Origin of the sequence: Paraburkholderia sp. BL17N1 (assembly GCF_003634175.1) — a bacterium.
In the GTDB taxonomy this organism is placed as follows: Bacteria; Pseudomonadota; Gammaproteobacteria; order Burkholderiales; family Burkholderiaceae; genus Paraburkholderia.
This window is the reverse complement of the sequence record NZ_RBIW01000001.1, coordinates 3,588,869-3,610,990: the sequence shown is the minus strand read 5'-3', so window position 1 is coordinate 3,610,990 and position 22,122 is coordinate 3,588,869. Positions and strand designations below refer to the sequence as shown.

Genomic DNA, 22,122 nt, shown 5'->3' with positions numbered 1-22,122 from the left:
TGCTGGCGGGTTTCGTATGAGCGCATCTCGGCTCGTTTCACAGAGTGTGCAGACATGCCCGATCAACGACCTGTTCCACCGAGACCCGCCCTGCCGACCGATGCGCGCGGCGTGATCGGCAACATGAAGACCACGGCGCTGGTCTCGCTGCGCGGTTCGATCGACTTCATGTGCTTTCCGCGTATAGACTCGCCGGCGATTTTTGCCGGCCTGCTCGAGCCGTCGCGGGGCGGCGCTTTCTCGATCGAACCCGCGTGCGAAGGCGCCAACGTCAAGCAGATGTATCTGCCCGACACCAATGTCCTGCTGACCCGTTTCATGACGCCCACGGGCGTCTGCGAACTGATGGACTTCATGCCGGTGCCCGAGGACGGCGGCGGCGCCGCTGCTGACGCGCCGCTACCCAACTGCGTGATCCGCGTCGTGCGGGTCGTGCACGGGCGCATGGCGTTCAGGATGCGTTGCGAGCCGCGCTTCAACTATGCACGCGGCGCGCACACGGCTCGCATCGATAAAAACGGCGGCGTCGAATTCCACGCCGCCGCCCATGCCGGCATTGAAAGCGGCATGCAACTGCGCCTGAACAGCACCGTGCCGCTCGAGCTCGATCACGGCGCCGCGCACGCGGAGTTCGAGCTGAGTCATGGCCAAACGGCCGGCTTCGCTTTCGGCGACGCCGAAGGCTTGCGCGAAAAGTCGTTCGATTGCGAAACGGCGCTGACCGATACGGTCCGCTACTGGCGAAGCTGGTCGGCGCAGTCCACCTATCGCGGCCGCTACCGTGAAGTTGTGATGCGCTCGGCGCTGACCTTGAAGCTGCTCAGTTCCAGCGAGCATGGTGCGATCGTCGCCGCGCCGACCTTCGGGCTCCCCGAAGCGCTCGACGGTTCGCGCCGCTGGGACTACCGTTTCACATGGATTCGCGACGCCGCGTTCTCCGTGTACTCGCTGCTGCGGCTCGGCTATACCGGCGAAGCGCGGCATTTCATGACATGGATCGCGGGACGCAGCCGGCAATGCGACTCGGACGGCTCGCTGAACGTCATGTACACCGTCGACGGCAAGGAGCCGCCGGAAGAAACCGAAATCGCGGCGCTGTCGAACGGCAATGGTATAGCGGGCGTGCCGCTCGTCGGCAACGCCGCGCGCGATCAGATCCAGCTCGACGTATACGGCGCGCTGCTCGACGCGATCTATCTGTACAACAAGTACGGCGCCGCGATCTCGCACGACGGCTGGCGCGACGTCACGCGCACGGTCGACTATGTGGTCGAACACTGGCGCGAACCGGACCACGGCATCTGGGAGTTTCGCAACGGCCTGCGGCCCCTGCTCCATTCGCGGCTGATGTGCTGGGTCACGGTGGACCGCGCGCTGCGTCTGGCGGAAAAGCGTTCCTTGCCTGCGCCGCTCAAACGCTGGTTCGACACGCGCGACGCGATCCACGCCGACATTCACGAGCACTTCTGGAACGAGGAACTGAACGCGTTCGTGCAGACGCCGGATTCGCAACGGCTCGATGCGTCCGCGTTGATGATGCCGCTCGTGCGCTTCATCGGCCCGACTGATCCGCGCTGGCTCGGCACGCTCGACGCGATCGGCAGCGAACTGAAAGTGGATCCGCTGATCTTCCGCTACACGCGCGGCACGACGCTCGACGGTCTGCCCGGCGTCGAAGGCGGCTTCAGCGCGTGTTCGTTCTGGTATGCGGAAGCATTGGCACGGGCTGGACGCGTCGACGAAGGCCGCCTCGTGTTCGAGAAGATGCTCGCGTACGCGAATCACGTCGGCCTGTTTTCCGAGGAAGTGGCCACCAGCGGCGAGGCGCTTGGCAATTTTCCGCAGGCGCTCACGCATCTCGCGCTGATCAGCGCGGCGTACCAGCTCGACCGCAATCTCGACAAGGTTCACGTTCCGTGGACCTGAGCACGCCGCATTGCGCACTGTGCAAAAATCTTCCGGAATCGGTTTTCAGCGTCTAGTCTGTAACGACATCATTTAAACCAGCCGGCCGTTGAACCGGAGGAGACATCGATGGAGCTCGAAGCACGCACCATGAAACGCGTAACGGTTCGGCTCGTGCCGTTCCTTATCCTGTGTTATTTCATTGCCTATCTCGACCGCGTCAACGTCGGCTTTGCTGCACTGCAGATGAACAAGGCGCTCGGCCTGTCCGCGAGTGCTTTCGGTTTCGGCGCCGGGATTTTCTTCATCGCGTATTTTTTCTTCGAAGTCCCATCTAATCTGCTGCTGGAGAAATTCGGCGCGCGCCGCTGGATCGCGCGGATCATGTTCACGTGGGGCATTCTCGCGGGCGCAATGGCGTATATCCCAGATATTGCGCGTTTCACGGGCCTCTCCCCCGCGCACGTGTTTTACGGCCTGCGGATTCTGCTCGGCGTGGCGGAGGCGGGTTTCTTCCCGGGCATCATCTTCCTGCTCACGCTGTGGTTTCCCGCCGCGTATCGCGGTCGCGTAGTCGGCTATTTCATGGCGGCGATTCCGCTGTCCACGGTGATCGGCGGCCCGATTTCCGGCGCCTTGCTGTCGATGGACGGCTTCGCCGGACTGGCCGGCTGGCAGTGGGTCTATCTGATCGAGGCGGCGCCCGCGCTGGTGCTCGCGTTCGTCGTACTCTCCTACCTCACCGACAAGCCCGCCGACGCCGCCTGGCTCGCCGCCGACGAACGCCGCTGGCTGGTCGCGCGCCAGACGCAGGAGCGCGCGCATCGCGAAGCGGTGCATAAGTTCAGCGTCAAAGAGGCGCTCTTCAACCCGCGCGTGCTCGCGGTCGCCCTGATCTATTTCGGTGCGAACGCAACCAACTACGGACTGAGCTTCTTCCTGCCGCAGATCGTCAAATCGTTCGGGCTCACCAATCTGCAGACGGGCTTCGTGACGTCGCTGCCGTATATCGTCGGCGTGATCAGCATGGTGTTCTGGGGACGCCACTCGGACCGCAAGCTCGAACGCAAACGGCACGTGGCGATTGCGCTGCTGGTGGCGGCGGGCGGCATCGCGGCCGCCGCCGGGCTCGACAATCCGGTGCAGAAGATGATCGCGCTGTCGATTGCCGGGTTCGGCATCTTCGGTTGCCTGCCGGTGATCTGGACCTTGCCGGCCTCGTTCCTGTCGGGTGCGGCGGCAGCGGGCGGCATCGCGGCGGTCAATTCGCTCGGCAATCTGGCGGGTTTCTTCGGACCGTATGCGATGGGCTGGATCAAGGACAGCACCGGCGGCTTCGGCGCCGGTTTGCTGTGCCTGTCGGGCGCGGGGCTAGTCGGCGTCGCGGCCGTGCTGTTGCTGCATCACGATGCTTCGCTCGAAGCGGCGGCGGGGTTTTCGGATCCGGAGCCGATGGGGGCGACCGAGGCGGCGGCCAGGTCGTAGCGGCGCTGGCCGCCGCGGCGGAAGCGAGTCGCGTCAGGTCGCCGCGCCGCTGAAAAGTAATGCGTGGCTCAGACGCATTTGTGGAAAGCGCCCCACGAGCAGAGCCGTGCTTTGAAAAGAAACCATGCGAGCGCGGCCGTACCTGCGGAGAGCGCTGCGAATTGAGCCGCTCCCGAGAAAAGCGCCGACCCGGCTCAACCGCGCAGCGCGGACTACCCCGCTCAGTTCACGGCGACCCGCGCCCGCCCGCCGACGTCTCCGGCAACGCGTTAGCCGGGCTGCCGGCGTCCGGCGGCACCACGTCGTCGGGGGTGGGCGTCGGCGCCAGTGCCGGTTCGCCGCCACCGCGCGCTTCACCGTCGACCGCCCCGCTCGCAGCCGCCGGCGCCGAACCCGGTGACGGCAGCAGCGGCGGCTGCGGCAATCCCCGCGGCTCGGCCAAAGCCGCCGACGCCGACGGCGCGACGGCCGGTTGTCCCGGCGCGGCAGCCGGCGGCCGGCGCGTCGTCCCGCGCTGCACAACCGGCGCCTCCGGCTTGCCCGGCGACCCTGCGAGCAGAGTCTGGAACCACTCGCGCAACCTCCCCGAGCGTTCGGCGAACCAACCCGGCTGCTGGTCGGTGGCGAATTTGACTCGGCTATCGACCAGCCGCGAACGCTGCGCGCGCTGGAAGAAATCGCCGACGATCGGCAGCGCGCTGTGCGCTCCCTGGCCCCAGTAGTCGCTGCGCAGGGTCACGCGGCTGTCGTTGAAACCGACCCACGCCCCCGCCACGAGCTGCGGATGAATCAGGATGAACCAGCCGTCCGCATTACCCTGCGTGGTGCCCGTCTTGCCCGCGACGTCGCCGCGCACGCCGAAGCGGCTGCGAATGCTCGAACCCGTGCCACGGTTCACCACGTCGCGCATGACGTCGATCAGCACACGGTCGGTGTCGGCGGGCAGTTCCTGTTTCGGCGACACCGGCGCGAACTCGGCCAGCACCTCGCCTTTGCGGTTCTCGATGCGTGTCACCATAACCGGCTCCACGTAGGCACCGAGGTTGGCGATCGTGCCGTAGGCCGACACCATTTCCTTCAGCGTGACAGGGCTCGTGCCGAGCGCGAGCGACGGTACCGGATCCAGTTCGCTGTCGCGCACGCCCATCGCGCGGGCCAATCTGGCAACCTTGTCCGGCCCGACCGTCTCCATCAGTTGCGCGGTAATGCGGTTGCGCGAATACGCGAGCCCGTCGCGCAGGCTGATCTTGCGCTCGCTCGGCTCGTCCTCGTCGCTCGGACGCCAGATTTCGCCGCCTGCCAGCGGAATTTCCACGGGCTTATCGATGAAAGTGTCGGCGGGTTTCGCGCCCGACTCGAAAGCCGCCGCGTAGACGAACGGCTTGAAGGTCGAGCCCGGCTGGCGCCGCGCCTGCTGGACATGGTCGAACGGGTCCTGGCTGAAGTCGCGGCTGCCCACCCACGCGCGGATTTGGCCGTTGCGCGGGTCCATGGCGAGAAAATCCGCCTGCACCCGCGTTTTGGACTCGCACACCGACTTCACGAGATCCCGGTCGGACGAGACGCGCTTGAGCGCGTCGTCATCGGTCAGGCCGGCGTCTTTGGCGGCGCGGTAGTCGGGCGTTTCGCGCAGGAAGGTCTGCAGCAGATCGCGGCCGTTCGAACAGCCCGCGCGGCTGCCCCACGCCGCATTGGCGATGCCCTGCAACTGGTTGCCCTGCAAGGTCACGGCCTGAGTCGCCATGGTCTGCAGACGCGAATCGATGGTGGTGCGCACCACCAGCCCGTCGGCATACATGTTGTAGTCGTTCCGGTCCGCCCACGACGCCAGCCACTTGCGCAGTTGCTGCGCGAAATGCGGCGCGGGGCCGGGCGGCTCGGTCTGGCGCTCGAAATCGATGCGCAGCGACCGGCGGCTCAACGTCGCGTAGGCGGCCGGCGTCAGTTTGCCGTACTTGACCATCTGGCCAAGCACCGTATTGCGCCGCTGCAGTGCACGCTCGGGGTTCAGCACCGGGTTGTAGTAGCTGTTGCCCTTGAGCATGCCGGTGAGCGTCGCGCTTTCCAGCACGTTCAGGTCGGAAGCCGATTTGTCGAAATAGGTGCGCGCCGCCATCTCGATGCCATAGGCGTTGTAGAGGAACGGCACCGTGTTCAGGTAGGTCTCGAGAATCTCGTCCTTGCTGTAGAGCGCCTCGATCTTGAAGGCCGTGATCGCTTCCTTCAGCTTGCGCGTGAGCGTCGGCGCGCGGCCGATTTCATCAGGATAGAGATTGCGGGCGAGTTGTTGCGTGATGGTCGAGCCGCCCTGCCGGTCGCCGGAAAACGTATGCAGCGCGGCCGAGGCCGTGCGCCGCCAATCGAGGCCCCAATGCTCGTAGAAGCGATGATCTTCGGTGGCGATCAGCGCATTCACCACGTTCGGCGAGATGTCCTTGAGCTTGACCCACTCGCGGTTGGACGGCTTGAATTCGGCCAGCAGCTTGCCGTCCGCCGAGAGGATCTGCGCCGGCTGCTCGATCTTGGCCTTGCGGATGTCGCCGATGCCCGGTGTGAACGGAATCAGGATCAGCACGTACAGCACCAGCAACAGCGGAAGCGCCGCGCAAGCCTTCAGCACGCCACGGCGCGTCGGGTGGCGCAGGTGCCACAGAGCCTGGGCGACGAGCGGGTTGGCGAGGGTCAGCCCTTTATCGAGGGCCGCCAGAAATGAGGGGATGAGGCGCTTCACACTAGCCAATCGTCGGACGGGAAAGGCGCAATCCTACCAAGTTGCGCGGCAGCGGCCGATTTTTTGCCCACGGCGCGCGGCCGGAGCGCGGTCAGAAGCCAAAGCGCCGCGGCGCGCCCGCAACCATCGCGGCCCACTACGCGGCCCACTATAATGTCGCCAATTCCGACAAGAGGTGCTTCATGATCATCAAACCGCGCGTGCGTGGCTTCATCTGTGTTTCCACCCATCCGACCGGCTGCGAAGCCAACGTCCGCGAACAGATCGACTACGTCAAGGCACGCGGCCCCATCGCCAACGGCCCGAAGAAAGTGCTGGTGATCGGCGCATCCACGGGCTACGGCCTCGCCGCCCGCATCAGCGCGGCGTTCGGCTCGGACGCCGCCACGCTCGGCGTGTTCTTCGAGCGCGCCGGCAGCGAAACCAAGGCTGGCACGGCCGGCTGGTACAACAGCGCCGCCTTCGAGAAATTCGCCACGGAAAAAGGCCTGTACGCGACCAGCATCAACGGCGACGCCTTCTCCGATGAAGTCAAAGCGCGCACCATCGAAGTCATCAAGCGCGATCTGGGTCAGGTCGACCTGGTCGTCTACAGCCTCGCCGCGCCCAAGCGCACGCATCCGAAGAGCGGCGAAGTGTTCAGCTCGACGCTCAAGCCGGTCGGCAAGGCGGTAAATCTGCGCGGCATCGACACGGACAAGGAAGTCATCAAGGAAACCGTGCTCGAACCCGCCAGCCAGAAGGAAATCGACGACACCGTCGCGGTGATGGGTGGCGAAGACTGGCAGATGTGGATCGACGCCCTGCTCGAAGCCGGCGTGCTCGCGGACGGCGCGAAGACCACCGCGTTCACCTACCTCGGCGAGAAGATCACACACGACATTTACTGGAACGGCTCGATCGGCGCGGCCAAGAAGGACCTCGACCAGAAAGTGCTGGGCATTCGCGAAAAGCTGGCGCCCAAGGGCGGCGATGCGCGCGTCTCCGTGCTGAAGGCGGTCGTCACGCAAGCAAGTTCCGCAATCCCGATGATGCCGCTGTATCTGTCGCTGCTCTTCAAGGTCATGAAGGAGAAAGGCACGCACGAAGGCTGCATCGAGCAGGTCTACGGCCTGTACAAGGACAGCCTGTACGGCGCGGCGCCGCACATCGACGAAGAAGGCCGTCTGCGCGCGGACTACAAGGAGCTCGACCCCGAGGTGCAGAACCGCGTGCAGGAACTGTGGACCCAGGTGACCAACGACAATATCTACGAACTCACCGACTTCAGCGGCTACAAGACGGATTTCCTGCGTCTGTTCGGCTTCGAGATCGCAGGCGTGGATTACGAAGCGGACGTCAATCCGGACGTGCAGATTCCGAAGCTCGTGCAGGTTTGATGAAGCGCGGGGCCTTGGGCGGCCCCGCTTCGGGCTTGCGCCCGTTAAACCGCGTTGCTGCCGTCCACCGGCAAGCGACGCTCCTCAGAATGTGCCTCAGCAGGGAAACGCCGCCTGAAGCGAACGGAGAATCGCGAGGCCGACCGGGAAATCGTCCGAGAGGCCCGGGTGGTTGGTGAAGAACGTGTCAAGCAACGGATAGACGTTCTGGTTGCCGATGGCGAGATTTTGCGGCGGACAGAAGAGCGGCGGCTTCTTCTTCGATACCAGTTCGCCGTTGGCCCAGCCGAACGCGTTGATCGTGCCGGTAATGTACGCGGCGTAGATCGAGTTGTTATCGGCATGCGCCCATTGTTTGTACTGCGCGGCCGTCATCTCGGCGCTCGCATTCAGAGTGAAACACGCGGCCAGCAACGCCAGCGCAACTTTCGATACCCGCATCATGGAACCTTCAATCGGTGTCGCAAAAGTGGCCATTGTAGGCGAGTCGGGGCGCGCCGCGCAGCAGCGCGTGCATGCTCAGGAATCCGTAAGCATTGCGCACGGATTGTTGTAAGGCGCGGGAATTCGTGCAGGCGTTACGGCGTACCGTTGCGACAATACATCCGGTAGCCTTCGCGCGTGGCGAGACGCGCCATATACGCGTCAACCGCCGGCAAATCGCTGTGCTGCAGCGGTGTTTCCAGCCAGCGGTTGATCGACAGCGCGAGCGGAATGTCCGCAAGCGAAAACGCGTCCCCGGCGATGAACGCGCCGGTTTTCCGCAACTGTCCTTCGATCATGGCCATGTGCCTCGCCCAATTCGCGCAAGAGAGCTCGATCTGCCGCGGATCCTGGTGGGCCAGAGAATGCCGGACCAGCGCCAGAAAGGCGTAGCTCCAGGAACGGTTCAATTCGCTCGCCTGCCAGTCGATCCATTGATCGCAGCGGGCGCGCTCGCATGGATCGAGCGGATATAACCACTCGCCTCGATAGCGGCCGGCCAGATAGCGGATGATCGAATTCGACTCCCACAGCACGAACTCGCCGTCCTTAATGACGGGCACCATGGCGTTAGGGTTCAGCGCGAGAAATTCCGGTACGTTGGTCGCGCGAAATCCGGAGCCCCAGTCTTGCTGTTCGAATGGAAGCGCGAGTTCGGCGCAGGTCCACAAGACTTTGCGGACGTTGATGGATGAGGTCTTGCCTAGTATCTGTAGCATGGGTCAAAGCGTATCGACGGCTCGATGCAACGGACAGACACAGTTTGCGCCACGCGCGCCGGGCCAGCTCCGCTCAGTGCGAGGCGACGAAGACGGTACCCGGCGCCGGCGGCGGCACGGCGAAGGATTTGCGCATCCGTTCAGCCTCTTCGACCGGACTGCGGCCGAACAGGCGCTTGAATTCGCGGCTGAATTGCGAGGCGCTTTCATAGCCCACCTGCACGCACGCGTGCGCCGCCGTCACCTCGTTTCTCACCATCAGCAGGCGCGCCTGATGAAGCCGCGTCGACTTCAGATATTGCATCGGCGACGTGCGCGTCACCGCCTTGAAGTGCGAGTGGAAGCTCGGCACGCTCATGTTCGCTTCCAGCGCGAGCTGCCCGATGTCGAGAGGTTCGCGATAGCACGCGTGAATCTTGCGAATCACTCTGGCGATTCGCGCGAACTGGCCTTGCGCGGTCAGTGCGGCGCGCATCGATCCGCCCTGCTCGCCGCTCAGCACGTGAAAGTAGATTTCGCGCACCAGCGCTGGTCCGAGTAGTTGCGCCTCCAGCGGCACGCTCATCGCCTCAAGAAAACGCAATACCGAAGCGCTCAGCTTCGCATCGAGCGGCGTCGACATCATGCCGCGCGGTTCGGCCGGCACGCCCGCGTCCCGCTCGTCCAGCTGCAGCATCAGGTCCGCGGCGACTTTGAAGTCGAGGCGGAAATAGATGGCGAGCAAGGGCTTCGCCTCGCTCGCTTCGGTTTCCATCGAGAACGGCACCGGCACGGAGACGGCCAGATAGTGCTGTGCGTCGTACACGTAGACCGTCTCGCCGAGAAAGCCCCGCTTGCGCCCCTGGCAGACGATCACGACGCCCGGGTCGTACAGCACCGGGGTGCGGCTCAGCGGCCGGTTCGACCGCAGAAAGCGCACGTCGGGCAGCACGGTAAGGTTGTAGCCTTCCAGCGGCGCGAGATTTTCGAGCAAGGCCACCATGCGTTGCCGCGCGCCCGGATCCTGATGCTTGTGCTTCATTGCGGGCCCCGTCGATATGGTTAAGCAGATTGCACTCTGCCACCGCAGCGTCGAAAAATCCATCCGTTCATAGGATTAGGCAATCAACGCAGACGACCCGGCATTCGCGCCCGGCCCTGCCGCTCCTACCATTCAGTTCTGGGCCTTTTCCGTCGATGCCCCGCGTTTTCGCCCGAAAGCGCCATGTGATGACGGACAAAATCAAGGAGTGGATCACCATGAGCAAAACGTTTCTGATCACCGGCGTCAGTTCCGGCTTCGGCCGCGCCTTCGCGCAGGCGGCGCTCGACGCGGGCCATACCGTCGTCGGCACGGTACGCAATGAGGCCGCGCGCGATGCGTTCACGGCGTTGGCGGCCGAACGGGCGCACGCGGTCGTGCTCGACGTCACGGATTTCGAGGCGATCACGCCCGCCATCGCCGCGATCACCCACAGCGTCGGCCCGATCGACGTCCTCGTCAACAACGCCGGCTACGGACACGAGGGCACGCTGGAAGAGTCGCCGCTCGACGATCTGCGCCGTCAATTCGACGTCAACGTGTTCGGCGCGGTAGCGATGATCAAGGCCGTGCTGCCCGCCATGCGTGAGCGGCGCTCGGGCCACATCGTCAACATCACGTCGATGGGCGGCTTCATCACGATGCCCGGCATTGCGTACTACTGCGGCAGCAAGTTCGCGCTCGAAGGCATCACCGACACGCTCGCCAAAGAAGTGGCGGGCTTCGGCATCAGGGTTACGGCCGTCGCGCCCGGCTCGTTCCGCACGGATTGGGCCGGCCGCTCGATGATCCGCGCGGGCCGCAGCATCGCCGACTATGACGCCCTGTTCGACCCGATTCGCGAAGCACGCGAGGCAAAGAGCGGCAAGCAGGCGGGCGATCCGCGCAAGGCGGCGCAGGCGCTGCTGGAAATCGTCGCGGCAGAGAATCCGCCCGTGCATCTGCTGCTCGGCAACGATGCGTTCGACCTGGTGAAGACGAAGCTGGCGGCACTGAACGAGGAAATCGAAACGTGGGAGGCGTTGTCGCGCTCGACTGACTTCGCCTGACGCGATAACTCAATTGAGCTTGCGAATTGCGAGGCGAGCGCGTGCCCTAAAACGGAACTACGTTCGTCGGCAAAAAAGCGCGCTGGGTGGGGCACTCGGCCGTCGGTCGTCAACGCTCAATGGCAGGACGGCCGGCATGCGGCGGGGAATCGAGCGCAATATGGTGGGGCCGGCGGCGAGGTGGTGGCGAACGCATCACCCCGAACTGCTCAGCCGGTGGGGGGCGTGATTGAACCTTAATCCGCCAACCTTTTATCCGACAAAGCATTCTGACAATCGGCAATGACTTGCCGAACGAGCCGGGCCTGAGGATCGAGTTCATCCGTATCGAGAATCTCCTCGACCGCATCTCTCGCCCAGTCCGCCTCGACAAACCGCGCGTGGCGCCGGGCGATCTCCACCGCGGTAGCGGTCAGCTTGGCGATCGTCAGCCAGTCGGCCTCCCGCGCCCGGCGGTCGAGCCACTTGTGCGCGGCTTGCACGTGGAACGCCGCGTCGGGCCAGTCCTCATTCAGGTAATAAGCGCCAAGACTGCCGCATGTGAGCCAGCACAACAGCTCCAGACGGTCCCGTGGACTCAGATGATGGCGTACATCACTCATGGCGACGCTCGCTGCGGTGGATTGCGTTCCGGTGAGGACGGCGTGTCGCCGGCCTCCGCTTCGATAGAACAATATCACGCAGAATTCAAGCGCGGCAATTCCTGAGTACCCTGGCGCGGCGGCGCCACATCGGCACGGCAGCCGGCCCGCGGGCCGCACCACGCCTCGCTCGCGAGCCCGCGCCGCTAGCGCGTAGCGACGATGAACAGGCGCGGAAACGGCAGCAGCACCGTGCCGTCGGCGAGCGCCGGATAAGCCGCGGCAATCGCCTCGCGGTAACGCCCGAGGAAAGCGGCTTGCTCCGCGTCGTCGAGTTCGGCGAGAAACGGCCGCAGCGCGCTGCCCTTGAACCATTCGACCACGGCGTCCGCGCCACCCGCGAGCGGGTGGTGATAGACGGTGCGCCACACGTCGACCCGCGCGCACAGCGGTTCGAGCAACGCGTAATACCACTGTGCGCCGTAGCGCATGGTGCGCTCGACACCTTTGAGCTTGTGCGCCCACGGACCATCGGCGGCAATCTCGCGCAGCAGGCGGTGCGCCGGTTCGTCGAGATTGTCCGGCATCTGCACGGCGAGACTGCCGCCCGGCGAGAGCTTGCCGACCAGCGACGGAAACAGCCGCTCATGGTCGGGCACCCACTGCAGCACCGCATTGGCGAGGATCAGGTCGTAGGGTCCGGGCGCGTCCCACGTGGCAATGTCGCTCACATCGAAGCGGAATTGCGGCAGTCGCTGGCGGGCCGCCGCGATCATGTCGGGCGAACTGTCCATACCGCTGACCGCCGCTCCCGGCACGCGCGCCGCGAGTGTCTCGGTCGAGTTGCCGGGTCCGCAGCCGATGTCCACCGCAGTCTTCACATCCGCCGTCGGCACGGCCGCCAGCAGATCCCTGACCGGACGCGTGCGCTCGTTTTCGAACATCACGTACTGCTTCGCGTGCCAATCCTTCTTCGACGTCATCTGGGACTCCTTGTGTTCAGGGTGGCCAGATCGGTGACCGTCGATCTGAACCGCGCGGCATTCCAACCGATCCAATCCGCCCATTCTCGGCGGCGCGACGTGCGGAGTAAAATGAATTTATCACTCCGATTCCTCAATTTTACTGATGAAAATCGACACGCTCGGCGTCCAGGCGTTCGTCGCCATCGCGGATCGCGGCAGCTTCCAGAGCGCCGCCGATTCGCTGCACGTCACGCAAACCGCCATCACGCAGCGTCTGCGCAAGCTCGAAACCTATCTCGGCGTCACGCTGATCGAGCGGACCACGCGCTCCATGGCGCTCATCGAAATCGGGCGCGGTTTTCTGCCGCAAGCACGCCGCTTGCTCGGTGAACTCGCCGATGCGCTGGTCGAAATCCGCGAGACGGGCGTGGCGCGCCGCGGCGATGTGTCCATAGCCTGCGTGCCGACGGTTGGCGTGCAGTATCTGCCGCGTATTTTGCAGGCGTATTCGGCGCGTTATCCGCATAACCGCATCCGGATTCTCGATCATGCGTCGTCCGCGGTGGAAGCGGCCGTGCTGCGCCGCGAAGTCGAATTTGGCATCAATATCGCGGGCGAGCATCATCCCGATCTGGCGAGCGTGCCGCTCACGAAGGACCGCTACGTTTTGATTTGCCACGAGGATCATCCATTGGCAAAGCGGCGCCGCATCGCCTGGCAGCAGTTGCAATCGTATCCGCTGATCTTTGCCGGCGAGGTGAGCGGCAACCGTGCGTTGTTGGACGTCGCGCTGGCGCCGAGCCACCTGGCGCTGCGCTCGTTCTACGAAGTGCAGCGCAGCTCGACGGCTGTCGGACTGGTCGCGCAGGGTGTGGGCGCGGCCGTGGTGCCGGCGCTTGCGTTGCAGAAAGGCGCGTATCCGACGGTGCGCGTTGTCGAACTCACACAGCCCACCGTGTCGCGCACACTCGTGCTCGTGGCGCGCAAGACCGCGCAGTTGTCACCTGCCGCGCAAGCGCTCTACAACATGATTCTCGAGCAGGCGACGTTCAAAGCGTGATGTCAAAAGTTATGCCGCAAGCCCAACACCACCGAAACCTGCCGGTCCGTATCCGAATTCACCACGTTCGGAATCTGCGCCAGGTTCTCGCTCGCCCCGGTCACCGGATCAACCCCTAATCCGGCACCGGAAGATTTCTGCCCAATGGCCACGGCATAAACAGCAGTCCGTTTGGACAAGCTATACACCGCGCCGAGGTTGATCTGATGCACACGGGTCGAGCCACTGCCACTCGGTTTGACGTCGTTGAAGATATAGGCGAGCCCAAGCTGCAAATCCGGCGCAAGCGCATAGGTGGTGTTCAACTCGGCGATATCGAATGAAACATCGGCGCCGGCCGGTCGCGCCGCGCTCGCAAAGTACTGGCTCTGCGACAGCCGCGTATGCGTATAGGTCACCGCCACGTTCGCCTTGCCGAACGAATATGAGCCCCCTGCCCCGAAAATCCGCACCTTGCTCGCATCCTGCAACAGACAATACGACGCGTCCGCGTTCGCACAACTGAAGTCGCCGATATAGCCACTCGTGCCACCCAGCGCCGCCTGCAACGGCTGATTCAACTCCAGATACCCCGCGCTCAGCGACAGCGGCCCCTGCGCGTAATTCGCCGCCAGCGCCCAGCCCTTGTTCTGCGAAAAATTCCCCGCTACGCCGCCGAGGCTGAACAATCCCCCCAGCGTGAATCCGCCGAAGCTCGGACTGATGTACTTGATCGAATTGTTGAAGTTGAACGCCTCGTTCAGGTTATCGACGTCGCCGAAATGCGAGCCGTACAGCGTCGCCCAGTTATTACTCGATGCATACGCACCCATGTAATCCGAGAACGGATCGTATTGACGGCCGAAGGTCAGCGCGCCATACGTCGCGTTGTTCACACCGACCCACGCATTGCGATTGAACAGCGTATTCGATTGCAGTAGCGCGCCGCTGCCGATCAGAAAACTGTTCTCCAACGCAAAGTTGACCGTGGTGCCCGCGCCGATATCTTCCGTGCCCATCAAGCCCCAACGCGACGGCACCAGATTGCCGCCGCCGAGTTGATAGTTCGCGTGTCCGTTGGTGCTGCCGTTGGCGAGCGTCGTCTGCTGATTGCTCGTGTAGATGAGGCCGGCGTCGACCGTGCCGTAAAGCGTCACCGAAGATTGCGCGTGTGCGCCCATCGAAAGGCCGAACGCGGCCAGCGCAAGCGCCGAGCGCTTGACGAAAGTGTCTGCCATGATTGTCTTGTCGAGAAGTGAGGTAGGTGGTTGTCGCGCCGGGTTGGCGCGATTCGCGCGGTGCGCGCGGTTTGCTTTTACTGGCCGAAGCGTGCGTAGATATCCGGGCGCTTCTTGCGCAGAATGAGACCGATCAGCACGCCGACCAGCGCCACCGTGAACACGATCCACGGAAACGATTTGACGATCGGACTATCTGAGCCGCTGAGCGCGTCGAGATTGCGCACCAGAATCACACCGATATACAACAGGCCAAAGCCACCCACCAGCGGTGCAACGAACGCGTGCCATACGCGCGTGTCCTTGCGCGTTTTGCGGAAGAACGCGATCACCGAAAAACTCGTCACCGCCTGCAACATCACAATGCCGATCGTGCCGAGCGCCGAACTCCAACTGAACACGATGTTGAACACGTCGCTGCCTGCCGCGATAAAGAGGCCGAGCAGCACGCAGACAGAGACCGTCTGCAGATAGCTCGCTACATACGGCGAACGATATTTTTCATGCACACGGTTGAGGACTTGCGGCAGGATGCCTTCGAGACTCAGCGCATGGATATAACGCACCAGCGTGTTATGAAACGACAACAGGCTCGCGAAAATACTGCTGAGCAGCAGGAAGCTCATGACCGTCGTCACTGCATTGCCCAGATATTTGCCGGACTGGATGAACCAGAAATCGCCAGGCTGTCTGGTCGCCACCGTGACCACATCGGCGAGGCCGTACGCGCAAACAATCGTCCACGTCACGAAAGCGAAGAACACGAGAATCAGCATCACGGACACATACGTGGCGCGCGGCACGGTCACCTTGGGATCGCGACATTCCTTGCCGTATATCGCGGTCGCTTCGAAGCCGATGAACGACGCGAAGGCGAACATCACCGCAATGCCGAGGTGGCCGCTGAACACATGCTGCGGCGTGAACGGTGCAAGCGTGAGCCCGTTGGGTCCGCCGCCATGCACGACGATCGCGATGGCGAGCACCAGCAGAATGCCCAGTTCGAGGCACATCAACACGCCGAGCAGGCGGCTATTCAGGTCGATACCGCGAATGCCAGTGAATTGCACCACGGCCACGCAGATCAGCGAATACCCGTACCAGGGCAACGCGGTGGGCAAGAGCGGCGAGAGGATCACCGTGCAGAAGAAACCAAACAGTCCGTATAGCGCGATCTGGATGAACGTGTACGACATCAGCGCGACGAGCGCGCCGGCCATACCCAACGGCCGCCCGAGGCCGGCGGTGATGTACGCGTAGAACGCACCGGCGCGCACCACGTGCCGGCTCATCGACGCAAAGCCCACGCTGAAAATCAGCAGCACGGCGCCGGCAATCACGAACGCGCCCGGAATGCCCGCGCCGTTGCCCAGACTGATCGCGGGCGGCACCGCGCCGAGCATGCCGGTCAGCGGCGCGGCCGCCGAAATCACCAGGAACACGATCTGCCATAAGCCCAGCGTATTGCCTTTCAGTTCCACGGGGTTCTCCGCGTCGACCGCTCGGGTCGGAGAATAGGGTTCACTCATCGCTGCCTCTGTTGTGTTGGCTAGTCTGGGACTCGCCTGAACCCTGCACTGCTGATCCAGACGCTCGCTTGACCGATCTCCGATACTTCGGTGTGAGCGCATGGTAGGTAGCTAAAAAATAAAGCGACTTCGCCAACCGCGCCAAATTTTCGATAATTTGCGCCAATGCGGGGAAGCCCGAATACGGTCGTTTTCGGCGAATATTTCGGCGGATATTTAGGAACCTGAACTATTCTCGCGCATTACTTTCAGGTTGAAAGAAAATACGGCCACGTCACGCGCTGTTTTTCTTCCAGCTACGCGTGGCGCGCCATAAGACCGTGGCGTCCGCATAACCGACAGCGCGTGCGATCGCGGCATTCGTGAGTTCTTCCCGTTCGAGCAGGCCTTCGACGCTGCGTTGCCGTTCCTCTCGCACGATCTGCCGCACGGAAGTGCCCTCTTGCGCGAGGTGCCGCTGCAACGAGCGATGCGAGAGACCGAGATCCTTCGCAATATCGGCGACGATCAGCTTTTCGTGCGCGAGCCGCCGCGTCACCAGATCGCGAACCTGCTCGGCAATGCTGTGCGGCATCGCATCCCGTGCGATCAGATCGGTAGCGTGGCGCTCCATCATGCGCGCCATTTGCGTGTCGGCACTTTTGAGCGAAGCGTCGAGATCCTGCGGCCGCAGAATCAAGCCATTGAAAGGCTGCTGAAAGCGCACCGGCACACGGAAGATGCGCGCATACGGTTTGAGATCGGCGGGCGCGGCATGTTCGAAATGCACTTCAACCGGATTCCACGCCGCGCCGCGCACGAGGCGCACCATATGGCACATGGTCGAGAGGCTGTATTCCGCATCCTGGCGGCGCGGCCAGATTTGCGGACTGGCAATCTGGTAGGTCCAGATCGGCCATTCGTCGTCGCGCAGCAATTCGCAGGTCGTGGTGTTTTGCCACGACGCGAGCGCGAGCACGAACTTGCGCATGGCGGCGTTCAAAGTGGGCGATGAGAGAAACACCAGACCTGCTGGCCCGAGTTCCGTCACTTGCAATTCACTGCCTAAACGCAGTCCGAGCGCGGACTCGCCAAGGACCTCCGCGGCACGTTCGAACGCCGCTACGTAGCGCGTGAGCGGCAGGATTTCATACGGATTCGACAGAAGCTTGCGGCTCATGCCGAACTCCTCCAGCAGCGTGTCGCATTGCGCGCCCGATGCATCGAGCGCGCGCACAACCGGTCCCATGACCGCGGCGCGGACCATCGGGAAACTGCCGTTGAGCGTGACTTTCTTCATGCTGAGCGTCCTCTCCAGTCTTCGCTGACGATTGCTCGAGCCATTCTCCTGGCGCACTTTATCGTTCATTTGGCGCAATGCGCAAGCGCGAAAATATTATTGGGTTCCTACGATTTGCCATCGACTCAGCGTTCGCCGCGCCTCATTCGCCTCGCGAGCACGCTGTCCGGTCCAGCAACTCCTTACGGGAATCTTATGAACACGAATGCCACGAAAGCCGCTCACGTCCCCGTTCATCCGCTCGATCCGCTGAGCGGCGCAGAAATGCAGCTCGCGTGCGATCTCGTGAAAGCCGCCGAGAAACTCGACTCGCACGCACGTTTTCCCATGGTCGAACTGCGCGAGCCGCCGAAAGCCGAAGTGGTGGCATTCAAAACCGGCAACTATTTTTCGCGCACGGCCTTCGTACTCGCGATCGATCGGTCGAATGGCGCGACGATCGAATTCGAGGTGGACCTGAGAGAAAAGAAAATCGCCGCGCGCCGTGTGATGCCGTTCGGCAAGGCGCCGTACGGCCAGTCGCCCATCATGATCGACGACTTCATGAACGCGGAACAGATCGTCAAAAGCGATGAAGCATGGCGCGTGGCCGTGATGAAGCGCGGCCTCAGCGAAAAGGATCTGGAACGCGTCCAGGTCGATCCTTTCTCGGCAGGATGCTTCGATCGCGAGAACGAAAACGGCCGGCGTCTCGTGCGTTGCGTGAGCTATTACCGCGAGACACTGACCGATAACGGCTACGCGCATCCAATTGAAGGCGTGATGGCCGTGGTCGATCTGCTGGAAAAGAAAGTGATCGAACTGGTCGACGACGGCCGCATCATTCCGATTCCGCGTGCCAAACACAATTACGACACACCGAGTCTCGGCGAACCGCGCAGCACGCTCAAACCGTTGTCGATCAATCAGCCCGACGGCCCGAGCTTCACGATCGACGGCTGGCATGTGAACTGGCAGAACTGGAACTTCCGCGTCGGCTTCACGCCGCGCGAAGGGCTGGTGCTGCACCAACTGTCGTGGGACGACGGCAAGAGCACGCGGCCGATCATCTACCGTGCGAGCGTCACGGAAATGTGCGTGCCCTACTCCGACCCGACCACCAACCACTACTGGAAAAGCGCGTTCGACGCGGGTGAATACGGTCTGGGCAAACTGGCGAACCAGCTCGAACTCGGTTGCGATTGCCTCGGCACGATCCGCTATTTCGACATTCCGTCCGCGGACGATTTCGGCAACGCGTTCGTGATGAAGAACGCCGTCTGCATGCACGAAGAAGACTACGGCACGCTGTGGAAGCACTATGAATTCCGCACCGGCGTATTCGAAATGCGCCGCTCGCGACGTCTCGTGATTTCCTTCTTCGCCACGGTCGGCAACTACGACTACGGCTTCTACTGGTATCTGTACCAGGACGGCACGATTCAGCTCGAATGCAAATTGACCGGCATTGTGCAAACGTCGGCCGTGGCCGATGGCGACACCTACCCGTGGGGCGGCATGATCACGGAGAATCTCGGCGGGCCCACGCATCAGCACTTCTTCAACGCCCGCATGCACATGATGGTGGACGGCGAGCGCAACACGGTGACCGAACACGAATTCGTGCCGCGTCCAATGGGCGAGAACAATCCGTACGGCAATGTGTTCGATACGACCAGGCGCGTGTTGAAGACCGAAAGCGAGGCCGCCCGCAACGCGAACGGCAGCACCGGTCGCTACTGGAAGGTCAGCAACCCGAATGTGAAGAATGCCGTCGGCGCGAATCCGGGCTATAAGCTGGTCGTGAACGACTCGCCGCTGATGCTGGCCGACGAACGTTCGAAGGTGCGTCAGCGCGGCGGTTTTGCCACGCGCCACGTGTGGGTCACGCCGTTCGATCCGGCGCAGCGCTATGCGAGTGGCGATTATCCGAATCAGCATTCGGGCGGCGACGGCCTGCCGCGTTATATCGAGGCGAACCGCACCATCGAGAATGAAGATGTCGTGCTGTGGCATAGCTTCGGCCACACGCATGTATGCAAGCCCGAGGACTTCCCGGTGATGCCGGTGGAATACGCCGGCTTCATGCTCAAGCCGAACAACTTCTTCTCGGCCAATCCGACGATGGACTTGCCGGCCGAGCGTGATCTGAACAGCGTCGAAGACGGCAAGTCCACGGATCATGGCTGCTGCAAGCACTGATCCGGGCATGCTTCGCGCACGTCACGCCGCTCGCGCGAGCACGTTGTGCGCAAGTACGGCCTGCGTGTGCCTCGCGGGCGGCGGCGCTGCGCTGTTGATGCAGGCCGGCCTCGGCCGGCATGCCACCGAGCTATGGATGAGCGCGCTGATGCTGACAGCCATGATGAGCGTCCCACTGCTGATGTCGCGCTCATCGGGCCGAACCACGCTGCTGGCGAGCGCCGCGACGCTTATCGTGACGGTCAGCGCAATGAATAGTGTGCCGGCGTATTTGAGTGATTCGGCGCACGGCACTGCGATTGCTGTGCTGATGATCGCGACAGGCATCGTCATGTTGCTCAATCGGCTGCGCGCTAACGCCGAAAGGCGTCATAACGTGGAGCGCGGCACTCAGCAAGATTCCGATTCGCTCAGGGGGGCGACTCCTTCAAGCGCGACGGCTCTTCTCGCCTTGCTCGCGGGACTATCGAGCGGCAGCCTCGCACGCTTCCAGCTTTTTGCCGTCTGCGGTGTCAGCGGCGCACAACCATTCTGGCGAATCTCGCTTTCGCTTGCGGCCGTCTGCGTGCTGGCGTTGATCGCCGACCGCTTGCGCGGCAATCGCCTGTTGGTGGCGTTGTACATCGCTCGCGCCACGCTGCTCGGCACGCTCGCGACGAACGACAATCCCGCACTCGCCCCACTTGCGGCCACGGTCTTTCTGATTCTCGACTGCGTGACGATTCCCGCGCTCGCCAACTTGCGCGGCGTCTCGACCGACGCGACCAGCGTATTGAGCGCGAGTTGCCCGGGCGTCGCACATCACATCGGCATGCTGCTGGGCGCTGCGTTGTCGACCACGTCCTACTTTTTCGGCGAAGGATTCGTCTTGCTGTACGCATTGAGCGCGACGGCAAACGTGATCTGCGCCACGTCGTTAGCAACGCGTTGGCGCGCCAAGCGGCACGTCCGCCCGCGCCTCAACCCATTCCGCCGTCAGACAAACCCTTCCGGTTAGCGCCACGGCCACTCAACCCCAACGGAGACAAACCACCATGACCGAACACAAGCTGGCGGCCACATTGCCGCGCACCATGTTCATCAACGGCGAACAAACCGGCAGCGCCGCGGGCCAAACCTTTCCGGTCTTCAACCCGGCCACCGCGGAAGAAATCGCGCAGATTCCCGACGCGTCGGAAGCCGATATCGATCACGCCGTCAGAACCTCGAAGGCGGCTTTCGAATCCGATGCGTGGCGCAGAATGCCGCCGGCCGCCCGCGAGGGCCTGCTGCTGAAACTCGCCGACCTCGTCGAGCGGCATAGCGACGAACTCGCGACGCTGGAAACGCTGAATCAGGGCAAGGTGATCGGTTTCTCGAAGATGCTGGAAGTGGCGGGCAGCGTCCAATGGCTGCGCTATATGGCAGGCTGGGCGACCAAGATCGAAGGCAGCACGTTCGATCTGTCGATTCCGTTCCCGCCGGGCACACGCTACAACGCCTCCACCAGACGCGTGCCGGCGGGCGTGGTGGCCGCGATCGTCCCGTGGAATTTTCCGCTGCTGATGGCGGTATGGAAAATTGCCCCGGCGCTGGCCTGCGGCTGCACCGTCGTGCTGAAACCCGCTGAAGAAACTCCGCTGACGGCCATCCGTCTCGCCGAACTCGCGCACGAAGCGGGCTTCCCTGCCGGCGTGTTCAACGTGGTGACCGGCCGCGGCGAAACAGCAGGCGCGGCGCTCGTGCGGCACCCGCTGGTGAACAAGGTCACATTCACCGGATCGACCGAGGTCGGGCGCATCATCGGCCGTCAGTGCGCGGACGATCTGAAGCGCGCGTCGCTCGAACTGGGCGGCAAGAGCCCGGTGATCGTGCTCGACGACTGCGATCCGCGCAAGGCGATCGAAGGCGCGGCCGGCGCGATCTTCTTCAATCACGGCCAGGTTTGCACGGCGGGCTCGCGCCTGTATGTCGCGCGCTCCATTTACGACGAAGTCGTGCAAGGCATTGCCGCCGTCGCCGACGGCATCACGCTCGGATCCGGTTTCGACGCGGCGACACAAATGGGCCCGATGGTCTCCGCGCGGCATCGCGACAAAGTGGCCGGCATGATCGCGCAAGGCAAGGACGAAGGCGGCGAGATCGTGTCGCGTGATGCGCGCGTGGAGCGCGAGGGCTACTTCGTGCGTCCGACCGTGATCGCCAATCGCGCCTGCAAGCCGCTTTCCGTCGTCAGGGAAGAGGTGTTCGGCCCGGTGCTGGTCGCCATGCCGTATGACGACCTGGATGAAGTGCTGGCTCAGGCGAACGCCTCCGAGTACGGTCTCGGCGCGAGCGTCTGGACCAATCAGCTCGACAAGGCTCTGCGACTCGTGGACGGCATCGAGGCCGGAACGGTGTGGGTCAACACGCACAATATGGTCGATCCGGCCATGCCGTTCGGCGGATTCAAGGCGTCGGGCATCGGCCGCGAACACGGCAAATCGATCATCGATTCCTATACGGAGAGCAAGTCGGTCTGTATTGCTTATTGACGCTGCAACGCCTGCACGGCGCATC

General features: G+C 63.3%; 17 protein-coding genes. 8 read left to right on the top strand and 9 right to left on the bottom strand.

Features of this window, described 5'->3' with window-relative positions; genetic code table 11:
- The first annotated feature begins 54 nt into the window (after positions 1 to 54).
- Positions 55 to 1,926, top strand: coding sequence for a glycoside hydrolase family 15 protein (locus tag B0G82_RS16255; protein WP_121307946.1), 1,872 nt, complete (start codon positions 55 to 57; stop codon positions 1,924 to 1,926).
- 108 nt (positions 1,927 to 2,034) lie between these two features.
- Positions 2,035 to 3,390 carry an MFS transporter gene (locus B0G82_RS16250; RefSeq protein ID WP_121307945.1) on the top strand — a complete coding sequence of 452 codons (1,356 nt, stop codon included), beginning with the start codon at positions 2,035 to 2,037 and terminating at the stop codon, positions 3,388 to 3,390.
- A gap of 226 nt (positions 3,391 to 3,616) precedes the next feature.
- Here B0G82_RS16250 and B0G82_RS16245 read toward each other — a convergent pair whose 3' ends face one another.
- Positions 3,617 to 6,121, bottom strand: a complete 2,505-nt coding sequence (locus B0G82_RS16245) for a transglycosylase domain-containing protein (protein WP_121307944.1) — start codon at positions 6,119 to 6,121, stop codon at positions 3,617 to 3,619.
- A gap of 182 nt (positions 6,122 to 6,303) precedes the next feature.
- Between B0G82_RS16245 and fabV the strand changes: the two genes are divergently transcribed.
- Positions 6,304 to 7,500, top strand: coding sequence for an enoyl-ACP reductase FabV (fabV, locus tag B0G82_RS16240; RefSeq protein ID WP_121308723.1), 1,197 nt, complete (start codon positions 6,304 to 6,306; stop codon positions 7,498 to 7,500).
- Between the two features lie 96 nt (positions 7,501 to 7,596).
- Here the strand turns inward: fabV and B0G82_RS16235 are convergent, their stop codons facing one another.
- From B0G82_RS16235 to B0G82_RS16225, 3 genes are all read right to left on the bottom strand, one after another.
- On the bottom strand, positions 7,597 to 7,944 hold the full coding sequence (locus tag B0G82_RS16235; protein ID WP_241974594.1) for a hypothetical protein: 348 nt from the start codon (positions 7,942 to 7,944) through the stop codon (positions 7,597 to 7,599).
- A gap of 134 nt (positions 7,945 to 8,078) precedes the next feature.
- Positions 8,079 to 8,702, bottom strand: a complete 624-nt coding sequence (locus tag B0G82_RS16230) for a glutathione S-transferase (RefSeq protein ID WP_121307943.1) — start codon at positions 8,700 to 8,702, stop codon at positions 8,079 to 8,081.
- A 73-nt stretch (positions 8,703 to 8,775) separates the two neighbouring features.
- Positions 8,776 to 9,723, bottom strand: a complete 948-nt coding sequence (locus B0G82_RS16225) for an AraC family transcriptional regulator (protein WP_121307942.1) — start codon at positions 9,721 to 9,723, stop codon at positions 8,776 to 8,778.
- Positions 9,724 to 9,935: 212 nt separating this feature from the next.
- On the opposite strand from B0G82_RS16225, the gene B0G82_RS16220 reads away from it, so the two are divergent.
- Positions 9,936 to 10,772 (top strand): oxidoreductase, encoded by an 837-nt coding sequence (locus tag B0G82_RS16220; protein WP_199730135.1) that lies wholly within the window; start codon positions 9,936 to 9,938, stop codon positions 10,770 to 10,772.
- 236 nt (positions 10,773 to 11,008) lie between these two features.
- Here the strand turns inward: B0G82_RS16220 and B0G82_RS16215 are convergent, their stop codons facing one another.
- On the bottom strand, positions 11,009 to 11,374 hold the full coding sequence (locus tag B0G82_RS16215; RefSeq protein ID WP_116116971.1) for a hypothetical protein: 366 nt from the start codon (positions 11,372 to 11,374) through the stop codon (positions 11,009 to 11,011).
- Positions 11,375 to 11,559: 185 nt separating this feature from the next.
- A complete protein-coding gene (gene tam / locus B0G82_RS16210; RefSeq protein WP_121307941.1) occupies positions 11,560 to 12,336 on the bottom strand; it encodes a trans-aconitate 2-methyltransferase in 777 nt (258 codons plus the stop codon).
- A 145-nt stretch (positions 12,337 to 12,481) separates the two neighbouring features.
- Here tam and B0G82_RS16205 point away from each other — a divergent pair, with 145 nt between their 5' ends.
- The gene (locus B0G82_RS16205) at positions 12,482 to 13,378 is read left to right on the top strand and encodes a LysR family transcriptional regulator (RefSeq protein ID WP_121307940.1); all 897 of its coding nucleotides are present in this window, start codon (positions 12,482 to 12,484) and stop codon (positions 13,376 to 13,378) included.
- Between the two features lie 2 nt (positions 13,379 to 13,380).
- Here the strand turns inward: B0G82_RS16205 and B0G82_RS16200 are convergent, their stop codons facing one another.
- From B0G82_RS16200 to B0G82_RS16190, 3 genes are all read right to left on the bottom strand, one after another.
- Positions 13,381 to 14,595 (bottom strand): porin, encoded by a 1,215-nt coding sequence (locus tag B0G82_RS16200; RefSeq protein ID WP_121307939.1) that lies wholly within the window; start codon positions 14,593 to 14,595, stop codon positions 13,381 to 13,383.
- Positions 14,596 to 14,672: 77 nt separating this feature from the next.
- Entirely contained in the window at positions 14,673 to 16,124 is a 1,452-nt protein-coding gene (locus B0G82_RS16195; protein WP_199730096.1) for an APC family permease, read from the bottom strand.
- 274 nt (positions 16,125 to 16,398) lie between these two features.
- Positions 16,399 to 17,403 (bottom strand): AraC family transcriptional regulator, encoded by a 1,005-nt coding sequence (locus B0G82_RS16190; protein ID WP_121307937.1) that lies wholly within the window; start codon positions 17,401 to 17,403, stop codon positions 16,399 to 16,401.
- Positions 17,404 to 17,598: 195 nt separating this feature from the next.
- On the opposite strand from B0G82_RS16190, the gene B0G82_RS16185 reads away from it, so the two are divergent.
- From B0G82_RS16185 to styD, 3 genes are read left to right on the top strand one after another with little or no spacing between them, the layout of a single operon-like run.
- Positions 17,599 to 19,584 (top strand): primary-amine oxidase, encoded by a 1,986-nt coding sequence (locus B0G82_RS16185; RefSeq protein ID WP_121307936.1) that lies wholly within the window; start codon positions 17,599 to 17,601, stop codon positions 19,582 to 19,584.
- A 7-nt stretch (positions 19,585 to 19,591) separates the two neighbouring features.
- Positions 19,592 to 20,581 carry a hypothetical protein gene (locus B0G82_RS16180; protein ID WP_147439489.1) on the top strand — a complete coding sequence of 330 codons (990 nt, stop codon included), beginning with the start codon at positions 19,592 to 19,594 and terminating at the stop codon, positions 20,579 to 20,581.
- Between the two features lie 37 nt (positions 20,582 to 20,618).
- Complete coding sequence (styD, locus tag B0G82_RS16175; RefSeq protein ID WP_121307934.1) at positions 20,619 to 22,097, top strand: phenylacetaldehyde dehydrogenase StyD; 1,479 nt, start codon at positions 20,619 to 20,621, stop codon at positions 22,095 to 22,097.
- Positions 22,098 to 22,122 lie beyond the last annotated feature (25 nt).